We start from the raw sequence: 22,723 nt of genomic DNA, 5'->3' as shown, positions 1-22,723 counted from the left end.
GAAAAATCTATTTCCGTCGTAACCCACCAAAATATCTGAACATAGCATTTCCTAGTCTAATAAACAAAAAAATCATCTGCGTTTACCTGCGTCCATCTGCGTTTAGTCAATTCTCCAACTGACTCACCAAATGAACCATCTCTGGCAAAATCAGCTTTTCCATACCCAAGCGCACCGCATTACTGGAACCGGGAAGGGAGAAAATTAATTTATTTTGATAAACTCCAGCCACAGCGCGAGAGGCGATCGCCCGTGAACCAATTTCGTGATAACTTAAAAATCTAAACAACTCCCCAAAACCGGGTAAGGTTTTCTCTAATAATTTCTCAATGGCATCATAAGTGGTATCTCTCGGAGCAATACCAGTACCACCATTAAATATTAATACATCTAAATTAGTATTTCTACTTAATAATTCTATCTGTTCTTGAATCTGCACAGGTTCATCTTTGAGAATTTTGTATATTTCCACAACATGATGAGCAGCAACCAGCAAATCCTGGATTATCTGACCACTTTTATCGGTTTGTGGGTTACGAGTATCACTAACTGTAATGACTGCACAGATAACGGTTTTTCCTGAATTGGGGTGCGGTTGTGGTGACACAAGGATTTAATGCTCAATAATTAAGGAATATGAGGGGAATCAGGGGCATATTGACCCCAAACCCCCAGCCAATTTATTCAGCTTTATTAAATCCCAAACCATTTTGTTCGGCATAGCGTTCCATGAAGCGCATAAAACGATCCCATTCTTCGGCAGACTTCATTACATGAACTGCTTCTAGTCCTTCTGCTTTACCGTTGATAAATTTACCCTTAACTTCGCGGGTAATTATTTCTCCTTCCTCGTCAATTAGGTACATCCCGGTGATTTCTTCAGTGCTACCTTGTGCCAATATTTGGGGATTGGTAAAGATAAAAGTTGCTGTCCCACTGTCGCCAGTGCGCGATCGCGTCAAGCGGACTTCTGGAGTTACTTCTTCATCAAGACCTTTAGAAAACTGAATTTTGACCATGATCTATGTATTTAAAATTTGGCAATGTAATACTTAACTTGCTATTATCTCACCAAATGAGATGATTAACGTACTAATATAGCAACCGCCAAGGACGTTAGGACATAAATTGATCATAAAAGTTATACACCGAAAGGCTTTTACCCTACTCCCTACTCCCTACTCCCCAGCTATATCTTCAACCAGAATTGATCGGAAAAATAAAAAGGCAAAAGAAATTTTTCCTTTGCCTCTTAATCTATGAAATTTTAGCTTTTAGTCATGGACAGAGTTGACGGTTTAACTGTAATCGTCCTCTTCATCATCCATTTCCTCGTATTCATCTTCTTCTTCTTCATCTTCTACGAGATCGCTAATTTCATCAGCAATTAACTCATCTTCGTCATCCAAGATAGGCTTCTCGGTGCGGCGATTACCAAAGGTGGTTTCTGTCAACCCAGGAGCATCTAAATTGTAGGCGCGGGCGGTGCGGTCATCCAACACCATGTTGATATGGTCGTCAACTTCATCCAATACACCACTGCTTTCGGCGATCGCATATTCATCAATTGCCCCCGGTTCCTCGTAGGTATTGTAACCAGTACCAGCCGGAATCAAGCGCCCAATAATCACGTTTTCCTTTAACCCCCGCAGCCAGTCAGATTTACCCTCAATGGCTGCCTCCGTTAGTACCCGTGTTGTCTCTTGGAATGATGCCGCCGAAATGAAGCTGTCTGTATTCAACGATGCCTTAGTAATCCCCAACAACACTGGGGTATATTGCGCCCTCGCCCCACCAGTAATGGCCATCGCTTCATTCACCTGCTCCACTTGGCGCAGTTCCACCAACTCACCCGGCAGCATGGTAGTGTCTCCACCATCATCAATGCGGACTTTATTGGTCATTTGGCGGACAATTACCTCAATGTGCTTATCGGCAATATCAATCCCCTGGGACTGATACACCATTTGCACTTCATTCACTAAAAATGTCTGCACCTTTTGCAAAGCATGACTGGCGCAAGCATAGACCCCATCTTCCGAACCCAGGCTAAAGAACACCTCTAAAATTTCATGGGGGTTAGAGGGTCCATCACTCAAGGGTTCCCCGGCTGCAACCATCGAGCCATCGGGCATCATCAAGTTTTGTCCAGGGCCTAAAGGATAGTCGGTGATCACACCATTGGATTCTATGACCTTAGCGGCGATCGCCTCATCCCCATCACCATACACCACCTGCAACTCCCCAGAACGGCGGTTTAAAATACAGGCTTCCTTGGGTTTCCGGGCTTCTAGCAATTCCTCAATCCGGGGTAAACCTTGGATAATATCCCCAGTTTTCGCCCGTTCAAACACCAACAAGACTAAGTTGTCTCCCCGTTGTACCAAGTCCCCGTCTTCTATCTGCAACACCGCACCGGGACTGACTCGATAGGGACGACCCACACGGATATGAATGGCATATTGTTGAGCAGTTAAGGCGGGTTCACCAGTGGCGGAGTCAGACTTGGTATTAATTACTTCCAACACCTGCCCAGAATCCTCTGCCAAAATTCCCGGTGCAATTTCCGCACCTTCCACCAACAAGTCACCCTTTTTCACTGTGGGTTGGGCGCTGGTGTGCATGACAATTTTATCTGTATCCCGCAACACCAAACAACGTCGCACCGCTTCGGTGTCTTTTTTCACACCTCTAACGATACCCCCCTCTTTACCCAAAATTTTCGTCCGGGCTACCACAGATCCAGGCTCAATGCTGTCGCTGTCCTCCACTTCCAAAGTCGTCTCCGTACTACCTTGGGTGGCATCGGCGGTGATATCTCGGCGAATTACCAAAGATTCTAAAATCACCAACTGCAAACGTTGCACATCAGGATTTGTGCCATCCTCAATCAGTTCAATATCCGCAGCCAAAGGCGAACTAGAATGATCCTGCTCCCCATCCTGTTCAATTTCCAACACTAACTGAGTCCGCAGCAGTTCCACACCTTCTACAGATTTCACCCGTTCGGAATCTTTATAAGGTAGTCTTTGGACTGCCCGCATTTGAATGGAACGGCCAGTTTGTTGGCTAATGGATGCGGTGGAAGGCACATCGGGGTTAGTGGGGACGGCAAACTCTACCACCGGACGGCTCAACAAGGCTGGTCCCTCTGGTGACTCCACATACTGGATGTAGCGTAACTCTGTGGCGACATTCCCCTCAAACTCTTCACCGGGTTGGACAAAGGTGTTATCTCTACCCATCACCGCCTCTGGGTCATCCACCATCAGCAGTTCACCGGGTTTAATTACCACCTCGCGGAGAATGTCGTTTTTCTGGGTAACTTCTATCACACCACTGTTTTGGCAGAAGATATCCTTCACCACTTCCGTGCCGGCTTCCACAAACTGCCCATCTTCTACTAACAGTAAGGAGATATCCTTATTCACCTCGTGGGTTTCTTCGGGAATCCATAGCAAGGTTCCGCCCTGGACTACTTCATAACCCAGCTTGGCTTTGCCCTTTTTCTGGACTTCCACCCCGGCAAATTTGAGGAATCCCCCAGTGTTGGTGCGATAGCGTTCGTCAATTAACTCCGCCACCACCTGACCATTCTGCACCTTAGTTCCTGGGGTAGCCCGCAGGTTAAACACTTGGTTATTGCCGGTGGTAATTAAATAGTGGTTGCGACCTTGGGAACTTTCCACTGTCACCGTGGCTTGGTCTAAAATTACCGAGGCGGTGATAATTTCAATTTCTCTGGTACTCTTACCTGCGATCGCTTCTGGTAGACGAACCACACCACCATGGACGCTAGTTAACTTGGTTTCTGCTAAAACGCCCTGTTCAGCAATGCGATCGCCATTTTTAACTACCAATTCGGCACCAGGGGGCAAGTTATAAACTTCCCCAGATAGCACCCAAATCAAACCACCCCGTGCGGCTGTAGTTGTAGTATTTCCCTGACGGTCGGTTTTTTGTTCTGGAACCACCTCAGCAAACTGCACCTCTCCCGCCAAATCGGAAGCCACATCTTTAACGGCTTTTTCTGTATTTGTCCGGGTTGTGCGTCCACCCAGGGCGACTTCTGCTAATAGCTGCCCAATTTTTACCTGCTGTCCGTCGTGGACATAGAGAGTGGAACCTTGGGTAACATGAATTTCTTGGGGTTCTTTGTCCCCAGCCCCATCTTTTTTGGGTTCTAAATTAATGATGCCATTAGCTTCTACATACAGGGCATCTTCCCCGTGGCGGGTGCGATAGGTTCTGGTGCGTAACTTCCGGGGCAGGCGGATAGTCCCCTCGGTTTTCGACCGGACTTGCTGCGCCACTTCCCCAGTAAACACACCCCCAGTGTGGAAAGTCCGCATGGTTAACTGTGTACCGGGTTCACCGATACTTTGAGCGGCAATAATCCCCACAGCTTCACCCAAATCTACCATTTTGGCATGGGCTAAACTCCAGCCGTAGCAGTGTTGACACACCGAACGCGCCGCTTCACAGGTTAGGGGCGATCGCGCCACCACTTCCGTGACTCCGGCTTTGTGAATTTCCGCCGCCAAATCATCAGACACTGGGGTATTGCGAGCTGCTATCAACTCCTTAGTAGTGGGATGGACAACATCCTCCGCCAATACCCGCCCCAGCAGCCGTTGCGCCAGGGGAATTAATATTTTGCCCCCTTCGGTCATTGCCCGGACAGGAATCCCCCTAGTAGTGCCGCAGTCAAATTCCCGAATAATCACATCCTGGGAGACATCCACCAGCCGCCGGGTGAGATAACCAGAATCCGCCGTGCGTAACGCCGTATCCACCAATCCCTTGCGCGCGCCGTAGGAGGAAATAATATATTCCGTCACCGTCAGACCTTCGCGGAAGTTGGTTTTAATGGGCAAGTCAATAATTTCCCCTTGGGGGTCTGCCATTAGTCCCCGCATTCCCACCAACTGCCGCACCTGAGAGATATTACCCCGCGCCCCAGAGAAGGCCATCATATACACGGAGTTCAGGGGGTCGGTCTTTTTAAAGTGAACCACCACCTCATCCTTGAGGGCTTCACTCGTACCATTCCAGGTATCAATTACCTTCTGGAACCGTTCTACCTCAGTAATTTCACCCCGTTGGTAACGGGTTTCCGTAGCGCGAATTTCTTCCTCTGCGGCTTCCAACAGCGATCGCTTAGTGGGGGGAATCATCAAGTCATCTACACTGATAGAAACCCCAGCTTTGGTGGCATAGCGAAAGCCCAACTCTTTGAGTTTATCTGCCATCACAGCAGTTCGCGCTGTCCCATGATGGGTAAACGCCCAAGATATTAGCTTTCTCAGTTGACCTTTATCAACTACTCGATTCCGAAAAACTGCCTGTTCCTTAGTCATTAGTCATTCATCCTTAGTCATTGGGAGTAGGGAGTAGGGAGTAGGGAGTAGGGAGTGTGGGGGGAAAGAGGCAGGGGAGCAGGGTGCAGGGGGGAAAAATTCCTAATTCCTAATACCCAGTCCCCAATCCCTAATACCCAATCCCCAATCCCTAAGCTACTAGTGCTTCTTGAATAGCCTTGTTGTAAATCACACGACCAGGAGTAGTACGCACATACTGAGAAATTAAATTTCCTTGGGCATCTTCCCTAATTCGGCGGAACTTATACATTAAAGTCCGAGTACCATCACTGTTTTCGGTGACTTCCAGAGGTTCCGTATCCGGTAGGTCTGTTTCCACTTCCCCATCAAACCGCACAAAAATATAAGCGTGTAAGTCAACTTGTTCCTGCTGGAAAGCGATAATTACATCTTCCAGAGAAGCATAATACCTACCCATACCCTTGGTAGCAGCAGGATTTTCCGCAGTTAAGTAGTATGCCCCCAACACCATATCTTGGCTAGGGGTGATAATGGGTCTACCTGTAGCCGGTGACAAAATATTATTAGAAGCCAGCATCAATAACCGCGCTTCCGCCTGACTTTCTAGAGACAGAGGCACGTGTACCGCCATTTGGTCGCCATCAAAGTCAGCGTTAAAAGCCGGACAAACCAAGGGATGTAGTTGAATAGCGCGTCCTTCTACCAATACAGGTTCAAAGGCCTGAATCCCTAAGCGGTGCAGGGTTGGCGCACGGTTGAGCATCACGGGGTGTCCTTCTATCACCTCTTCCAGCACATCCCAGACACTGGGGTCATTGCGAGAGATCAGTTTCTTAGCAGCTTTGATATTATTCACCATGCCGCTACGAATCAGGCGATTAATCACAAAAGGCTGAAATAACTCAATAGCCATTTCTCTGGGCAAACCGCACTGGTGAATTTTCAGCTTCGGTCCCACCACAATTACCGAACGTCCTGAGTAGTCAACCCGTTTACCCAGCAAGTTTTGCCGGAAACGTCCTTGTTTACCCTCAATGATGTCAGACAAAGATTTCAGAGGTCGGTTATTTGCCCCTACCACTGTGCGTCCCCGACGACCATTGTCAATCAAAGCATCCACTGCCTCTTGCAGCATTCGCTTTTCGTTGCGGACAATAATTTCCGGTGCTAAAATCTCTTGCAGACGTGCCAACCGATTGTTCCGGTTAATTACCCGGCGATACAAGTCATTTAAATCACTAGTGGCAAATCGTCCGCCATCCAGCTGTACCATTGGGCGCAGGTCAGGGGGAATCACCGGAATCACAGACATGACCATCCACTCTGGTTTGGAACCAGTAGCGATGAAGTTGTCAATTACCCGGAGACGTTTAATTAGTTTGGCGCGTTTTTGCCCTTTAGCGTTACCAATTTCCTCTCGCAGGTTTTCGGCTTCTTGCTCTAAATTAATATCAGCCAGCAAACGTAACAACGCTTCTGCACCAATGCCGACTTCTACACCCTGCAAGAGAGAATCTTCACTATAAATTTGGTCTTCAATTTCCAACCATTGGTCTTCACTGAGTAGCTGTTTATAGCTTAATGTTTCCGCATTACCCGGACTCAAGACAACATAGGAATTGAAGTATACTATCTGTTCTACATCCCGCAAGGGCATATCTAACAGAATTGAAATGTAACTAGGAATACCTTTGAGATACCAGACGTGGGCAACTGGAGCAGCCAGTTTAATATATCCCATGCGGTGACGACGTACCCGCGACTCGGTGACTTCTACACCACAACGCTCACAGACAATACCACGGTGACGGACTCTCTTATATTTACCACAATGGCATTCCCAATCTTTTGCCGGGCCAAAGATGCGCTCACAAAACAAGCCATCCATCTCTGGCTTCAGGGTGCGGTAATTAATCGTTTCCGGCTTGGTAACTTCACCAACTAATTGACCATTAGGTAATGTGCGCTCACCCCACTGCCTGATGCGTTCCGGTGATGCCAAGCCGATTTTAACGTAGTCAAACTGATTAGTTTGGGCGGGTCTCATAATTAATTGTTAATTCTGATCACAGATTAGACGGATTAAAGGATTTCACGGATTTGAGCATCTGTTGCTATGACAAATAATCTCATCCGCGCAATCCTTTAATCAGCGTTCGTAATTTGGGGATTGGGGATTGGGGACTGGGTATTAGGTATTGGTATTAGGAATTTTTCCCCCCTGCTCCCTGCTCCCTGCTCCCCTGCTTCTTCTTCCCTACTCTTCCTCTTCTAGAGATTCACGAGAGAGAGATTCATAGGTTGGTCTAGGCGGTGTGCGTCGGGCTGATTGATCTGCCATCAAATCAACTTCCACATCTGAGGAAGTACCGTCTGCTTGGGTTTCTACCTTGTGTACTGCAATATCTAAACCTAATGATTGCAGTTCTCGCATTAGCACCTTAAAGGATTCTGGTGTGCCTGGTCGGGGAATTGACTTGCCTTTAACGATCGCATTTAAGGCCTCATTCCGTCCTTGCATATCGTCTGATTTAACTGTCAGCAATTCTTGCAAGGTGTAAGCTGCACCGAAGGCTTCCAAAGCCCACACTTCCATTTCCCCAAAGCGCTGACCACCTTGTTGGGCTTTACCACCCAAGGGTTGCTGAGTTACCAGCGAGTATGGCCCTGTGGAACGAGCGTGAATCTTGTCATCCACTAAATGCACCAGTTTGAGAATATAAGCCACGCCTACGGTTATCGGTCTGTCAAATGGTTCCCCTGTACGACCATCAAATACCATAATTTTTCCAGGGTTATCTGGGTTGTATACCCAGTCTTTGCCTGTTTCGTCCCGTGCTTCTTGCAATTTGCTATGTACAATGCTGCGGGATGTTTCTTCCCCATACATTTCGTCAAAAGGAGTAATTTTAAACCGGACTCCTAAAGTATGAGCAGCCCAGCCCAACATACACTCAAATACCTGACCGACGTTCATCCGGCTAGGTACACCCAAGGGGTTCAGCACAATGTCTACTGTGGAACCATCAGCTAAATAAGGCATATCTTCCACTGGTAAGATGCGAGAAATAATCCCTTTATTACCGTGGCGACCTGCCATTTTGTCGCCTACTTGGATTTTGCGTTTCTGGGCGACATACACCCGGACGACCATGTTGGCTCCCGGTGGTAATTCATCGCCTTGTTCACGAGTAAATAAACGTACATCAACGACGCGTCCTTTTTCACCGTTGGGAACTCTCAGGGAGTTGTCGCGTACATCCCTGGCTTTTTCACCAAAGATGGCACGCAAGAGTTTTTCTTCTGGGGGTTGGTCAGATTCACCTTTTGGTGTGACTTTTCCTACCAGAATATCTCCCGCTTCTACCCAAGCACCGATGCGGATGATTCCTTGTTCATCTAACTGACGCAGGGCATCTTCACCGACGTTAGGAATTTCTCTGGTGATTTCTTCTGGTCCGAGTTTGGTTTGTCTGGCTTCAATTTCATATTTTTCAATGTGAATTGAGGTGTAGACATCATCCTGTACCAGTCTTTCGGAAATCAAAATCGCGTCTTCGTAGTTGTAGCCTTCCCAAGGCATATAGGCGATGACGATATTTTGTCCCAAGGCTAATTCACCACCTTCGGTGGATGAACCATCAGCCAGGACTTGACCTGCAACAACTCGCTCACCAATGCGGACAAGGGGTTTTTGGTTTAAACAAGTATCCTGGTTGGATCTTTGGTATTTAGACAGCCGATATCTAATTTCTGAATTACCGTCTTTGGGACGAACACGAATTTCTGTGGCATCCACATAAGTAACATCGCCGTCAGTACGGGAGACAATTACCATTCCGGAGTCTCTCGCGCCTTGGGCTTCTAAGCCAGTACCCACTAAGGGACGCTCAGGTTTAAGTAGGGGTACAGCTTGCCGTTGCATATTGGAACCCATCAGCGCTCGGTTAGCGTCGTCATGTTCCAAGAAGGGAATCATGCTAGTAGCTACCGATACAATTTGTACTGGGGATACGGCTACGTAGTCTACTTGTTCTGGGGTTGTGGTTGCCCAGTCTTGGCGATAGCGTACTGGTACTTGGGGTCCTTTGATGTAACCTTCTTCATCTAAGGGAATGTCACCTGTGGCTGTCCGCAGGTCGTCTTCTTCATCGGCTGTCATGTAGATTGGCGCTAAGTCAAAGCGGACGCGGCCATTTTCTACTGGTCTGAAGGGTGTTTCTAAAAATCCGTATTGGTTGACTCGCGCATGGGTTGCTAAAGAACCAATCAAACCCGCGTTGGGGCCTTCTGGTGTTTCAATGGGACAAATTCTGCCGTAGTGGGAGGGGTGAATATCTCGCACGGCAAACCCGGCACGTTCACGAGTTAAACCACCAGGGCCAAGGGCGCTGAGACGACGTTTGTGGGTCAGTTCTGCTAGGGGATTTGTTTGATCCATGAACTGACTTAGTTGGCTGGAACCAAAAAATTCTTTGATTGCTGCTACTAATGGTTTGGGGTTGACTAAGGAGGCTGGGGTTAATACTTCGGCATCGGATACGGTCATCCGTTCCCTAATGATGCGTTCTAGGCGATTTAACCCGACTCGCACTTGGTTTTGTAGTAGTTCACCGACGCTTCTGACGCGACGATTACCCAAGTGGTCAATATCGTCGATGTTGCCGATGTCATATTCCAGGTTAATTAGGTAATCGACTGCGGCTAATATGTCCCCAGAAGTTAAGACGCGCATGGTGTCGGGAACTGACAGCCTGAGTTTTTTGTTGAGTTTATAACGACCAACGCGACCGAGATCATAACGTTTGGGGTCGAAAAAGCGGGAGTCTAATAGCTGTTGTCCACCTAATACTGTAGGTGGTTCACCCGGTCTTAATTTCCGGTACAACTCCATCAGGGCTTCTTCTTCGGAAAATTGCCCTTCTTTTTCAATGGTTTTTTGGAAATATTCGGGGTGGCGGAGGGCATCAAATATTTCGTTATCTGATAGTCCGAGGGCTTTTAAGAGTACCTGGGCTGAGAGTTTGCGGGTTTTGTCAATGCGTACCCAGACTAAATCATTACGGTCTGTTTCAAATTTGAGCCAAGCTCCCCGGTTAGGGATTAAGCTGGCTGAGTAGGTGCGCCGACCATTTTTATCGATTTCTGATTTGTAGTAAACTCCCGGCGATCGCACGATCTGGTTGACAATTACCCGTTCGGCTCCGTTAATAATAAACGTGCCTCGGTCTGTCATTAAGGGCAAATCCCCAATAAATACTTCTTGTTCTTTGATATCCCCTGTTTCTTTGTTGAGCAGCCGGGTGGGAACATACATTTGTACGGCGTATGTACTATCTCGGCGTTTAGATTCCTCAACGCTGTATTTTGGCTCTTTGAGTTTGTAATTTTGTCCTAAAAAATGCAGTTCTAGTTTGCCTGTATAGTCTGTAATAGGACTAAAGGAATTAAGTTCTTCTATCAGCCCTTCTTCTAAGAACCAGCGAAAACTTGAGCGCTGAATTTCAATCAAATCGGGCAGCAAAAAGGCGGATTCCATTTGTGTCTCTGTAGTCATGCCTTTACCTTAGTCAACCTGGTTAAACTTTTTTTGGGGGGACACTGGAGTGTTTCCACCGCTAATGTGTGTCCATAACTGTTGGAAAAGTGGTGTTTTAGTGCCTGGTACTATTTCTAGGTGTAGGCAAACGCCGCCATTGAAGCTATAAAGAGAGATTTTGGCAAGGGGGGTAATCGCCCTTGTTTTCTCTCAAGTTGCGCTAAAATCGGGATATTAAGTTGATTTTTCAACAATAGTTTCAACAATAGATAGCTGAAACATTGATGAATTTGTGCTGCTTTTTTCACTTCCCCTCCCAAAAGCTCATGAATTTGTCTAGCTATCTCTAGACTATTTATGTCATCAATTTACCCGTCTATAGTTACGGTAGTCTTTTAAGACACAGGTAAAGAGCCGCATACTGATTCGGCTCTAGTTTGTCACTACGGGCTTTATTTTGGTGGGTTTTGCTCACAAGATAATTTACGTTTAACAATTTTCTATAGGTTAAATACAGCACAGGCGCTTTTTGCCAAAGTCTGGTTGACGATCAAATGCTTACATCAGTCATGGGTTCCGAACATCCGCGTGTAGAGATGAGGAGGATGATCAAGCTGAAAATTTTTTAATTCCTTCCTTTTTAATTATGGCGGGTTGAATTTGTTTTGGAGGGATTAATTTTAGCATATTTCTGTCCTCCTGGGGTTTTATTTTTTTATGAGACTTAGGTGTATGTGGGCGATCGCCTGGAATATGAATGATTAGAGTTTATATTTCTAACCCAAATAGTTGACAAGCATTGGTAGTGGTTTGAGCCGCGATCGCTGCTAAGGTTTCTCCCCGTAAATGGGCTAATTGTTCGGCTACATAAAGCACATGGGCTGGCTCATTCCGTTTTTCTCCCCGTTTCGGTACTGGAGACAGAAATGGACAGTCTGTTTCCACTAGCAGGCGATCGCTTGTTACCATTGCTGCTGAGGCTTGAATAGCTTTAGCGCTTTTGAATGTGACTGTGCCACTGAAGCTGATGTAAAAGCCCAAGTCCAGGAACCATTGGGTTTCTTCTGGTGTTCCACCCCAACAATGCATCACACCTCTAGGGATTTCCCCAGTATTTTCTTGCCATTTTTGCAATATTTCCCGCACTTGGGAAGCTGCATCACGACAGTGAATAATTACTGGGAGATTTAATTCACAGGCGATCGCAATTTGAGCTTCAAAGGCTATGCGTTGTGCTGCATAGTTATCTGCTTTGTACAGATCCATACCCATTTCCCCAATGGCTACCACCTTAGATTCTGAACTAGCCAAGGTTTTAATTTCGGCGGCTGTATCGCTGCACCATTTATCCACATCCAGAGGATGTAAACCAACGGCAAAGCTAATTTCCGGAAACTGGTGTGCTAGGGTTTGGATGCTGGAAAACTCTGAGGGTTCGACGCAAGAATGTACTAGGCGTACTACTCCTGCTTCTTGCCAGCGCGATCGCACTGCTGCTAAATCCGGTTGGAATGTCTCAAAGTTGAGATGGACGTGAGTATCAATCAGCTGCATGGGTGTAGTTATCGGTCATGAATGTCACAGGATCATGATTTGGTGAGCAGTAATCAGCCATATTTATGAAATATTTCCTGATTACTGAACATGGGCAACTACTAAGCAGGTGCTTGAGTCACTGGCTTGAGTTTGCGCGCCAACCTTGATTTTTTCCTCGCACCGTTGTTCGGGTGGAGAACACCCCGTTTTACAGCTTTGTCAATTTTGCTAACAGCTTCAGACAGTCTTACTTGTACTTCTTTTTCTAATTCTGGGTTAGGATTAGCTGCATAGACATCTACTGCACTAAAGTATTTTTTCATCAGCGTTCTTACTGCTGATTTGTAAGCTTTGTTACGCAGACGATTGCGCTCGCCGATTTGGGCGCGTTTAAGAGCAGATTTTGTATTCGCCACAGTCAATTCCAAAAATACTATTAATATGTACACACACTACTAGACTTACTAATATAGCATTCATTATGCCAATATTGGAATTTATCAAAAAAGTTTCTTCTGGGGAGTAGGGAATAGGGAGTAGGGAGTAGGTATCAAATAGCAAAAATCTTTCCCCCTGCACCCTGCACCCTGCACCCTTGCCTCTTCCCACACGGTATCCTTGACAACTTTAGGGTTAATGTGCAATCCATTGGAAAAATGGGTTAAAATAAGTTACTTCGATTAAAGTTAGCTAACAAAACTCAAAAACTCAAAAAATTAGTAAAAGTTATACTCAGGGCTAAGTTTATCTCCTTTTCAGGGTCAACTGGATGTGCAAATATGTCACCAGGGAACTCTTGGGGAGAGCAGCTATGCTTTAAGGGTAGTAGGTATCGGCACTCCTGCTCCCTGCCTGTATATCAAAGTGCTAACCACTCAGGTCAGCAAACTAGGTAAATGGGACTGAGAAATGATAGTAGCCTTTTCAAGTAACCTATATGCTGGCAGCCTTGGGAGTATCAAAAAAATCCAGGTTAAGCTAGAGAAGAGAATTAGCATTAGCTCGATAACCTCATCGGTGAAGAGTAAAGACTAATTATCAGGCGGGAATAATCTAAATTTTGGCATTTTCCTTACTCCATGCTGCGAATCATTACTCAGCAGGCAGATGTTGTATCAGAATTACAACGTATCTGCAATCGTACTCACGATGAACACGTGCTTCACAAAGAAGCAACTGTGCGCGAAGTATTGCAAGCAGTGCAGCGCCAAGGCGACAAAGCTGTTTTGCATTATACAGCTGAATTCGATCACCAAACTCTCAAATCAGAGCAACTGCGTGTTACTGGTTCAGAAATGGATGCAGCTTACCAACAGGTGTCGCAAGATTTGTTGCAGGCGATTCAGTTGGCTAGCCGCCAAATAGAAGCATTTCACCGCCAGCGTGTGCCGAAAAGTTGGGTACATTTTGGTGATGATGATGTGGTGTTGGGCAAGCGTTATACGCCTGTAGACCGTGCAGGGTTATATATACCTGGTGGGCGGTCGGCTTATCCCAGCACTGTATTAATGAATGCTATTCCGGCGAAAGTGGCTGGTGTGCCGCGTGTGGTGATGGTTACTCCGCCTGGTTCTACAAAAGGGATTCACCCGGCTGTGTTGGTAGCGGCACAGGAAGCGGGGATAGAAGAAATTTATCGTGTAGGGGGGGCGCAGGCGATCGCAGCTTTAGCCTATGGTACAGATACAATTCCCCAAGTTAATGTCATTACTGGCCCTGGGAATATTTATGTCACCTTAGCCAAAAAACTGGTTTACGGTACTGTGGGGATTGATTCCTTAGCGGGACCCAGTGAAGTGTTAATTATTGCTGATGAAACCGCAAATGCTGTAAATGTAGCGGCAGACTTGTTAGCCCAAGCAGAACATGATCCAATGGCGGCGGCGATTTTATTGACTACGGATACTGCTTTAGCCAAAAATGTGCAAGTAGCTGTGGAAAGACAGTTAGTAAATCATCCCCGACGGATAGATACTGAAAAGGCGATCGCCCACTACGGCTTAATAGTTGTTGTAGAATCTTTATCAGCAGCAGCACAATTTTCTAACGGATTCGCCCCCGAACATTTAGCATTAGAAGTTAAAGATCCTTGGGCATTACTATCTGACATTCGTCACGCTGGGGCAATATTCTTGGGCTACTCTACACCAGAAGCAGTGGGAGACTATGTAGCAGGCCCCAACCATACCTTACCAACTTCTGGCGCAGCTCGTTATGCATCACCTTTAGGAGTAGAAACATTCCTCAAACATTCTAATGTGATTCAGTACTCACCGACTGCACTGCAAAAGGTGGCTGGGGCAATTGATGCCTTAGCAACAGCCGAGGACTTACCTTCTCATCAAGATTCAGTTAGAAGGCGGATTCAACACGAAGAGTAATTTAAAATGTTTATTTTTTGCATAAACACCTTTAAACTCGACTTTATCCAAAATTAAGAACTGGGTTTCTTTATCTGATACACATCCTGGCTTCTTGGCAAATACTTTTTCAATATCACTAATTCTCGATGAAATCCAAAAATTACAACACATACCCCACAAAGATAATTTTATTTTTTAATTAATTCTCTGATGTATGGCATCGCTTATTTGTAAAAAAAACACTCGTATTCTTACTAGAATTTTTTCCAACCCAAAATCATCTCATCTTCATGAAAATCACAGATTCATGAAATAAGGATGAACCTAAACCAGTGATATGAATAACACACAAAAACCAGCACTTAGCAACATCAATTAATTACCAATCAAATAAGTATTAGTTTTATCTTATTTCACTACACCGACGTAAAATTATTGATAAGCGCAACGCATCAATAATTAGCCGTAAAAATACTGATAAGTTACCCAATGTCAATGGTATTAGGATGAATCATAAGAATATTTTGATGTTTAACTCAGCCAACCAGAAAAATTTAATACCCTACGGGATATCCTCACAGCACATCTTGAGGTGAGCATAAGAATGTATCGTGATTTTTTAGTTTTTATATAATTTAAACTTATCTAAAAGTTAATATAACGGTTCTCGGCTGAGTGAGATATGAGAACCCCACCCCCAACCCCCTCCCCGCAAGCGAGGAGTGGGCTATGATGTACTTCATTGTGCATACCGCTATAGAGGGCGATCGCATAAAATAGATACATCAAGAAAAACTTATCCCTCAACTCTTCTGCAAAAACTGACGTAAACTTAATAAATTCAGGGTTTGGCCTAAATTCAGGGGCAGAATTGAAATTCCTTCCAATCGGGACTGCACCCAACCTTCTCCCCAGTACCATTCATGAAAACCATCAATACCGCCACTAAGAAGTAAACGTAAACAGTTAGGTTTTGCCACATCTACTTGATGATGAATTGAAATTGGCCCAGTTCTGGTTGTAAACTGAAAGCCAGTTTGCAGTTCTTGTGGCATTCCCGGCGGTAAACTTTGCCCTACCAGCCATTTAGCCAGATTTTCAGGATGTTGTAAACTGTCACCAATCGCACTGGCGGAGGCAGTGATTTCTATTCGGATTTGACTTTGTTGAAAATTACCCAGCATTTTTTAAGAATTGTTTAAAGGTCGGGACTGACTTTTGGTGCATTGTAGTTCTAGTATTGCAAATACAATCACCAATCACAGAGTCGTTTTTCTACTAGATGAGAATTTAGAATAGAGAATGTAGACTTGTTAAGAAATGTAAGGTTTTTCATGGCAGACCAATTAATTCGTGCCACAGCAGCAGACGGTGGGATTCGTGCAGTGGGTGTAATTACTAATCGTTTAACAGAAGAAGCCCGGCAACGCCATAAACTTTCTTATGTTGCAACAGCCGCACTGGGGCGGAGTATGGCGGCAGGTTTATTGATGGCTTCCAGTATGAAGCGTCCTGGTTCTAGGGTGAATATTCGGGTTAAGGGTGATGGACCCTTGGGTGGTCTATTGGTGGATGCTGGCTTGGATGGAACTGTCCGGGGCTATGTCGCTAACCCATCTGTGGAATTGCCACCTAATGACAAGGGTAAGTTGGATGTTGGTGGTGCAGTGGGTCAGGGCTTTCTCTATGTTGTGCGAGATATCGGTTATGGCTATCCCTATTCTAGTACAGTAGAACTAGTATCTGGGGAAATAGGCGATGATGTGGCTCATTATTTAGTTAATTCTGAACAAACTCCTTCTGCTTTGGTTTTAGGGGTGTTTGTAGGAGCCACTGGTGTCACTGCTGCGGGAGGTTTATTGGTGCAAGTGCTGCCCAAGGCTGCCAGGGATGAGGCTTTAGTGGAAAAATTAGAGTCGCGGGTGGCTGGTCTGTCTGGGTTTACACCGTTGTTGCAAGCTGGGAAGACGTTACCAGAAATTTTGCATGACTTACTGGGAGATATGGGTCTGTCTATATTTCCAGAGCGTCAAATGTTGCGCTTCCACTGTAGTTGTTCTTTTGAACGGGTGCTAGGAGCATTAAAAATTCTGGGAAAAGAGGAGTTGCAAGACATGATTATTAAGGATAATGGTGCTGAGGCAATTTGTGAGTTTTGTGGGGAGGTTTATCAAGCCAGTAGTAATGATTTGAATCAATTAATTGTGGATTTGCAAACAGAATCTTCTGTTTCGAGTTAAAGTATAAATTAAGACTAAGTTATGATAATATTCATGCTATCTGTGATGGGAGAATATAAAATAGGGTAACTTCTGAATAATCAGAAAGTTACTATGACAGCATTGGAATTATCAGCCTCAAACAGATCGCTATTCAACTATTTTGGTGTGAGAGATGACACAACGGGATATTCCAGAAAGTTGGCCTCCGTCTAGAACAGGTGAGCCAGAGGATATAAAAAGATTATCCCGAACACCACAATTCGGTGAAACTCAAGCATTTGGTGTCCGGGCTATGGGTTCTACTTCTGGGTCGGTGAAGGGACAAACACAAGATAGTCCTTCAATGCCTTTAAATAATCAGTCAGAAGAATCTAGTTTAGAGAATAAGAGGTCGATAAAATCCCCTCTTTGGATGAAAAACTGGATTTTGTGGGGAATATTCTTAACATTTATTCCTGGTGGCGTGGGATTTTTGGCAATGGCAACACTGCTGAAATTACCGACTATTCCCAATTGTCCAGCAATTTCTCGACCTTTTGTGAGTGCTGCGGTGAAGTTACATTGCGCTCAGATTTCGGCTTCTAAGCAGAATGTGAATGATTTACTGCAAGCGATCGCCATCGTTAGTAAAATACCCGATGATCACCCTTTGCGGGGAGAAATTGACCGTTTTTCCACACAATGGTCTCAGGATATTTTGCGGCTAGCAGATGAGAGTTTTCAAACAGGAAATTTAGAAGATGCGATCGCAATTGCCCGTAAAATACCTGAAAATTTGCCAGCTTATCAATTAGTCAATGAGCAAATCAGTAAATGGGAATCCATTTGGGCAGAAGCAGACGGTATATATAAAACTGCGGAAGCAGAAGTCAGGGAACGACGCTGGCAAACAGCGTTTATGTTATCGGCTCGGTTACTGCGGGTAAATAATGATTACTGGTCAAGTATTAAATATGATCAGTTAAACAACTTGATTACTTCCACAAGGGAAGATGGGGATAAAATTGGCGAAGCTGAAAGTTTAGCAAATACTAAAGTAGTCAAAAATTTAGTACAAGCAATTAAAATTTCTGAATCCATTAGACCAGATAGCTACCTTTATGCAAAAGCTCAGGAGTTAATTCCTGAAATTGGACGTAAAATGCTGGATTTAGCACGGGCTAGTCTCGATCAACGGGACGCAAATACAGCTTTAGAGATTGCTAGACAAATCCCAGATAAGGCGCGATTGCAGTCAGAAGTGGAAGACTTTATGGCGTTAACTGATGCGCGACGCAGTGCCTGGATTGGCACATTATCTGGTTTAGAAACAGCTATTTTTCAAGCCCAACAAGTTGATCCTTCTAGGCCGATTTATGGTGAGGCACAGGAATTAATTGCTCGTTGGCAATTAGAAATTGAAGATGTGGCGCGTTTAGAAAAAGCCCGCGCACTTGCTAGTCAAGGTACTATTGAGTATTTAACAGCAGCCATTGGTGAAATTCAGTTAATTTCTAATAATAATAATCCTCGTGCTGCGGAAGCGAGGACAGAAATTAACCGTTGGCAGAGGCAAGTAGAGACCATTGAAGATCGACCAATTTTAGAACGGGCCCAACAGTTGGCATGGTTGAATGATATTAATTCCTTACAAGCTGCCATCTCCGAAGCTAGTCGCATTGGTCGGGGTCGGGCTTTGCATTCTGAAGCACAGAAGAAAATTAATGATTGGACTGCTACTGTGCAGCGTATACAAGATCAGCCATACTTAGATCAGGCGAGAATGCTGGCGCGTAGTGGTGATTTGAATGCTGCGATTAATACCGCTCAACCAATAGCATCTTCCAGGCGGGCGCTTTCTGGTGCAGCTAATCAGGCTATACAAGATTGGCAAGGGCAACTCCGCGCTAGAGAAAATTGGAATCGCGCTAGGGAAGTGGCGGTTGCTGGTACACCAGAGGCTTTGTCTCAGGCTATAGGAATTGCCGAACGGATTCCCAGAAACAGCACTTTGCGTATGGATGCGAATATTGCGGTTAATCAATGGAGTCAGCAGTTATTTGATATTGCCCGTTCTCAGGGTGATGTAAATATTTTGCGCGCTATTGAGACGGCTAAGTTGATTCCACAGAGTAGTTCTGTTTACAGTCGGGCGCAACAACAAATTCAGAATTGGCAATCTTTTCTGAATCCTCCTGCACCGATAGAAATTCAGCCTATCCTACCAATTGGAGAACAGCCGATATTACCCATTGTCGAGCGGTAAGTTTTAATAAACCTTTGGTACAAAATACAGCATATTTCATTTAAGTAACATCCAGTGGCGGGCAAGACTTGACTTGAGTAGAGTTAATAGCTGCCCGTACCACAAAATAGAGTATGACCTAAGTGGACAAAAACCCAGTCAACTATCAATACCTTTGCCAAAATAAGAGGTTAGAACGATTTTGCCAGTTTTGCCAAAATCACCCATACATAGGCATTTCGCTAAAAAGGTAGTTTTTCATCTCAAACGCTTATACTGCGGTTAATACGTTAAAAACCCCTTGTGAGAAACCTTGAAGGAATTTTTATGACCTATTGTTGTTGCCAAGCCTCAAAGAAATGGGAATTAATGGTTAATGCATAATCAACTCACCCTCGTAAATTGGCGAAGGTATTGAACTATACACACATATTGTCATAGTTCTACAGGTATTTTAATGTTTCATCTCGAATTTGCTCAAAAAATTGGTGTGTGTGTTAAGACTTGGCAAAGGTGGAATATAGGAAACTCTCGACAATTGACAACCCAGATCAAGTTCTGGGAAAATTAAACCAGCCAAAAATCCAGTGTTGAAGGTCGTTCAATGCTTTTATCTATCAAAACCAAACTCAAGTTGAACGAATCTCAAAAAACAATTATGAGTAAACACGCAGGCATTGCTCGGTTTACTTACAATTGGGGTTTAGCGACTTGGCAAAATTTGTACAACGATGGATTAAAGCCTGATAAATACCTCCTCAAGAAATTCTTTAACAACCACGTCAAGCCGGAATATACCTGGATTAAAGAGAAAGGTATCTCTCAAAAAATTACTCAATATGCGTTTGATAATTTAGGTAATGCCTTTCAACGATTCTTTAAAGGACAGGGTAAATATCCGCGATTCAAAAAGAAAGGAATTAATGATACCTTTACTATAGATGCTAGTGGTAAACCTATCCCTGTAGGCGGTAAATCAATAAAATTACCCACCATTGGTTGGGTGAGAACTTATGAAAGTTTACCGCATACTACTTGTAAAAGTATCACAATTTCTCGGACGGCTGACAGTTGGTTTATTGCCTTTAGTTATGAACAAGAGCATGAACTAACAGCTAAAAAGCATTCAGTTGTTGGTGTTGACTTAGGGGTGAAAGAATTGGCTACCCTGAGTACAGGTGTAGTTTTTGCCAACCCTAAGTATTACAAACAAAATCTGACTCAACTCAAAAGACTATCCAAAATACACTGTAGAAAAGAAAAAGGCTCGAATAATCGACATAAATCCCAAATCAAATTAGCTAAACACCATGCAAAAGTAACTAATTTAAGAAAAGATACATTACATAAAATTACTACTTACTTATGCCAGAACCACGCAAAAATAGTAGTAGAAGATTTAAATGTATCTGGGATGATGTCAAACCATAACCTAGCGCAAGCAATAGCTGATTGTGGATTTTACGAGTTCAAGCGTCAACTTGAATATAAGGCTCAGAAATTTGGATGTGAAATCATAGTCGCTGACCGTTGGTATCCATCAAGTAAAACTTGCTCTGTTTGTGGATATAAACAAGAAATGCCTTTAAAGGAAAGAGTATTCCAGTGTGGCAATTGTGGGTATACCATCGATAGGGATTTAAACGCATCGATTAATTTATCGCGTTTGGCTAAAGCGTAAATGCTTACTGAGGGATAACCGCTCCCATGCTCCCATTGAAGTAAGAAATAAATGTCTAGATTTGTCTAGTTTTTATATAGCAGTATTCCAGTGTTATGTATGGCATTAAGGGAACAGGGAACAGGGAACAGGGAATGTCCTAATTACCTTGGCGGTTGCTGTCAGTTAATTTTTTGTGGGTGTACACCTGGTCTTTTGGGGATGTTGTTGACTATGAAAAAATCACCCCAGTGAGCGGAGTGATTTGATTGATGTTTTTCAATTGTTATGGCGTTTATCTCTTTATTGAGGTACAGGAACCCCAACCTCTTCCCCGCAAGGTATGAATGAGCGATGATATACCTTGTATGATTAGGAAACGCTATGGTAGTGGTCATTAGCTATTGCGAATGCTTTGCCTCATCTTGTTTGCTTAAGCGAGATACAACAAGAGGATTATCTGATTTATTAGCAATCCAGGTTCCATCATTTTCATATTCAGCAGAGGTCAAATAAAGATATTTTTCCTTGACTGAAATAATCTGGAACCTTTCTAAAACATCTTCATTAGTACGAGCGGAAATAAATTGTCCCACCTTGTAATCGCTGCTGTTCATACGCTAAATAGTGTTGGTTTCTTAATAGTGATGATAAAAAATTGAAGTATTACGGCATTTACTGTTTAGGAATGCCATAAATGTTTCAATCTTTAATAGTAATTGCTTTTAGTTACAAGTATGTGCTGATTGTAGCACAGACATGGCAATGTTTCAATCCTGATGAGTAATTATAGCTGGGGATTGGGGACACTTCGGCTGCGCTCGGCACAAGTCGCTCAGTGCAAGTTGGGGACTGATGTCTCCCTGTGAGAAACTGAGATGAGATAGACGATTGCGGAAGTAGGTTGAGAACTGAGCTATGAGGTATATTTTCAATAATTCGTAATTTGTAATGCCTCTTTTCCTGCGGAACGCTACGCGAACAGAGGAGCTACGCTCTAAGCGCAGCTATGCCGCAGGCTTTACGTAATTCGTAATTGGGAAGTAAATTTGGATTTAAAAGTCAAAAGTTTACTTGCGTTTTTTTGTTGTGGAGTGAGCAATTCTTGACTCTACAGTAAATTCTGGGATTTCTGCGAGTTCCGCTTCACTTAAACTATACTGTTCACAAACTAAACTCAAGCGATTTCCCAGTGTTTTTACTACGTTGACGGAGTGAGTTAAATCACCTTGGAAGTAAACTAAAGTATTGGACTGGGGTTTAATTTGTCCCAGTTGGCGTTTCTGCGATTTCAGTACCAATTCTCCCCCCACCATATCTTCAGGTAAACGCACATAAAGAACGCTGACAACTGCTGGCGGTTCAATGGTTTTGCAGTAAGAACGTAACGAGCGGTCAATGTGCGGGTCTACACGGGAACCTTCTTTCAGTTGTAACGGATTGAGGTAAAAGGCATTACAACCTGGTTGCAGAGCCAAATCGAGGTATGATTTGAAGTAAGGAAACTTTTGTTCTACAGTGGAAATGTGCGATCGCCTGAATACTACAGAAAATCCCTTCGTCCCGACAAAATCGCGGTTGAGATTATTGATAGCAAAATAGCGACAAGCTTGAATTTCCCCCCATAAATTATTGAGATATTCGCCGGGGAAAGCGTTGGGTTTTTGTTGATAGTATTTCACAGTAATAGTTCCAAATCACATAGTCAAATATAGTCAGACATCTACAATTTAGATTTAAGCAACTCTACTTTTAGCATGGACACGCTTAATGGGAGCAAGCATTAAATCCCACATTCCGCACCCTAAACTGTCACAGATAAAAAAAGCCACCAAAG

15 protein-coding genes and 1 pseudogene are annotated in these 22,723 nt (G+C 44.2%); 4 read left to right on the top strand and 12 right to left on the bottom strand.

Annotated features, from left to right (window positions below):
* Window positions 1–106 precede the first annotated feature (106 nt).
* The 8 genes from ACM0OP_RS13925 to rpsT all read right to left on the bottom strand — a co-directional run bounded on the left by ACM0OP_RS13925 (window position 107) and on the right by rpsT (window position 12,833).
* Entirely contained in the window at window positions 107–607 is a 501-nt protein-coding gene (locus ACM0OP_RS13925; RefSeq protein ID WP_414529014.1) for a MogA/MoaB family molybdenum cofactor biosynthesis protein, read from the bottom strand.
* A gap of 73 nt (window positions 608–680) precedes the next feature.
* On the bottom strand, window positions 681–1,019 hold the full coding sequence (psb28, locus tag ACM0OP_RS13920) for a photosystem II reaction center protein Psb28 (protein WP_414529013.1): 339 nt from the start codon (window positions 1,017–1,019) through the stop codon (window positions 681–683).
* A 279-nt stretch (window positions 1,020–1,298) separates the two neighbouring features.
* The gene (locus tag ACM0OP_RS13915; RefSeq protein ID WP_414529012.1) at window positions 1,299–5,360 is read right to left on the bottom strand and encodes a DNA-directed RNA polymerase subunit beta''; all 4,062 of its coding nucleotides are present in this window, start codon (window positions 5,358–5,360) and stop codon (window positions 1,299–1,301) included.
* 151 nt (window positions 5,361–5,511) lie between these two features.
* The gene (locus ACM0OP_RS13910; protein ID WP_414529011.1) at window positions 5,512–7,389 is read right to left on the bottom strand and encodes a DNA-directed RNA polymerase subunit gamma; all 1,878 of its coding nucleotides are present in this window, start codon (window positions 7,387–7,389) and stop codon (window positions 5,512–5,514) included.
* A gap of 210 nt (window positions 7,390–7,599) precedes the next feature.
* The gene (gene rpoB / locus ACM0OP_RS13905; protein WP_414529010.1) at window positions 7,600–10,899 is read right to left on the bottom strand and encodes a DNA-directed RNA polymerase subunit beta; all 3,300 of its coding nucleotides are present in this window, start codon (window positions 10,897–10,899) and stop codon (window positions 7,600–7,602) included.
* A gap of 116 nt (window positions 10,900–11,015) precedes the next feature.
* Complete coding sequence (locus ACM0OP_RS13900; RefSeq protein ID WP_414529009.1) at window positions 11,016–11,189, bottom strand: hypothetical protein; 174 nt, start codon at window positions 11,187–11,189, stop codon at window positions 11,016–11,018.
* 460 nt (window positions 11,190–11,649) lie between these two features.
* A complete protein-coding gene (locus tag ACM0OP_RS13895; RefSeq protein ID WP_414529008.1) occupies window positions 11,650–12,435 on the bottom strand; it encodes a TatD family hydrolase in 786 nt (261 codons plus the stop codon).
* Between the two features lie 101 nt (window positions 12,436–12,536).
* A complete protein-coding gene (rpsT, locus tag ACM0OP_RS13890; RefSeq protein WP_414529007.1) occupies window positions 12,537–12,833 on the bottom strand; it encodes a 30S ribosomal protein S20 in 297 nt (98 codons plus the stop codon).
* A gap of 663 nt (window positions 12,834–13,496) precedes the next feature.
* On the opposite strand from rpsT, the gene hisD reads away from it, so the two are divergent.
* A complete protein-coding gene (gene hisD, locus ACM0OP_RS13885; protein ID WP_414529006.1) occupies window positions 13,497–14,798 on the top strand; it encodes a histidinol dehydrogenase in 1,302 nt (433 codons plus the stop codon).
* A gap of 785 nt (window positions 14,799–15,583) precedes the next feature.
* Here the strand turns inward: hisD and ACM0OP_RS13880 are convergent.
* Window positions 15,584–15,964 carry a hypothetical protein gene (locus tag ACM0OP_RS13880; RefSeq protein WP_414529005.1) on the bottom strand — a complete coding sequence of 127 codons (381 nt, stop codon included), beginning with the start codon at window positions 15,962–15,964 and terminating at the stop codon, window positions 15,584–15,586.
* A 150-nt stretch (window positions 15,965–16,114) separates the two neighbouring features.
* On the opposite strand from ACM0OP_RS13880, the gene hslO reads away from it, so the two are divergent.
* The 3 genes from hslO (at window position 16,115) to ACM0OP_RS13865 (ending at window position 20,907) form a co-directional block, all read left to right on the top strand.
* Window positions 16,115–17,020, top strand: coding sequence for an Hsp33 family molecular chaperone HslO (hslO, locus tag ACM0OP_RS13875; RefSeq protein WP_414529004.1), 906 nt, complete (start codon window positions 16,115–16,117; stop codon window positions 17,018–17,020).
* A gap of 154 nt (window positions 17,021–17,174) precedes the next feature.
* Window positions 17,175–19,247 carry a type 2 periplasmic-binding domain-containing protein gene (locus ACM0OP_RS13870; RefSeq protein WP_414529003.1) on the top strand — a complete coding sequence of 691 codons (2,073 nt, stop codon included), beginning with the start codon at window positions 17,175–17,177 and terminating at the stop codon, window positions 19,245–19,247.
* Between the two features lie 583 nt (window positions 19,248–19,830).
* Window positions 19,831–20,907: an RNA-guided endonuclease InsQ/TnpB family protein gene (locus ACM0OP_RS13865; RefSeq protein ID WP_414529002.1), complete on the top strand. Its 1,077-nt coding sequence runs from the start codon at window positions 19,831–19,833 to the stop codon at window positions 20,905–20,907.
* A 380-nt stretch (window positions 20,908–21,287) separates the two neighbouring features.
* Here the strand turns inward: ACM0OP_RS13865 and ACM0OP_RS13860 are convergent, their stop codons facing one another.
* From ACM0OP_RS13860 to ACM0OP_RS13850, 3 genes and pseudogenes are all read right to left on the bottom strand, one after another.
* Complete coding sequence (locus tag ACM0OP_RS13860) at window positions 21,288–21,503, bottom strand: hypothetical protein (RefSeq protein ID WP_414529001.1); 216 nt, start codon at window positions 21,501–21,503, stop codon at window positions 21,288–21,290.
* A 244-nt stretch (window positions 21,504–21,747) separates the two neighbouring features.
* A pseudogene (locus ACM0OP_RS13855) lies at window positions 21,748–21,813 on the bottom strand (hypothetical protein); the annotation flags it as partial.
* A gap of 143 nt (window positions 21,814–21,956) precedes the next feature.
* Window positions 21,957–22,568, bottom strand: coding sequence for a 2OG-Fe(II) oxygenase (locus ACM0OP_RS13850; protein WP_414529000.1), 612 nt, complete (start codon window positions 22,566–22,568; stop codon window positions 21,957–21,959).
* Window positions 22,569–22,723 lie beyond the last annotated feature (155 nt).

Origin of the sequence: Nodularia chucula CCY0103 (genome assembly GCF_963923915.1) — a bacterium.
Taxonomy (GTDB): domain Bacteria; phylum Cyanobacteriota; class Cyanobacteriia; order Cyanobacteriales; family Nostocaceae; genus Nodularia; species Nodularia chucula.
Note: the sequence above shows the minus strand (reverse complement) of the source record. Positions and strands in the feature narration are given on the sequence as shown.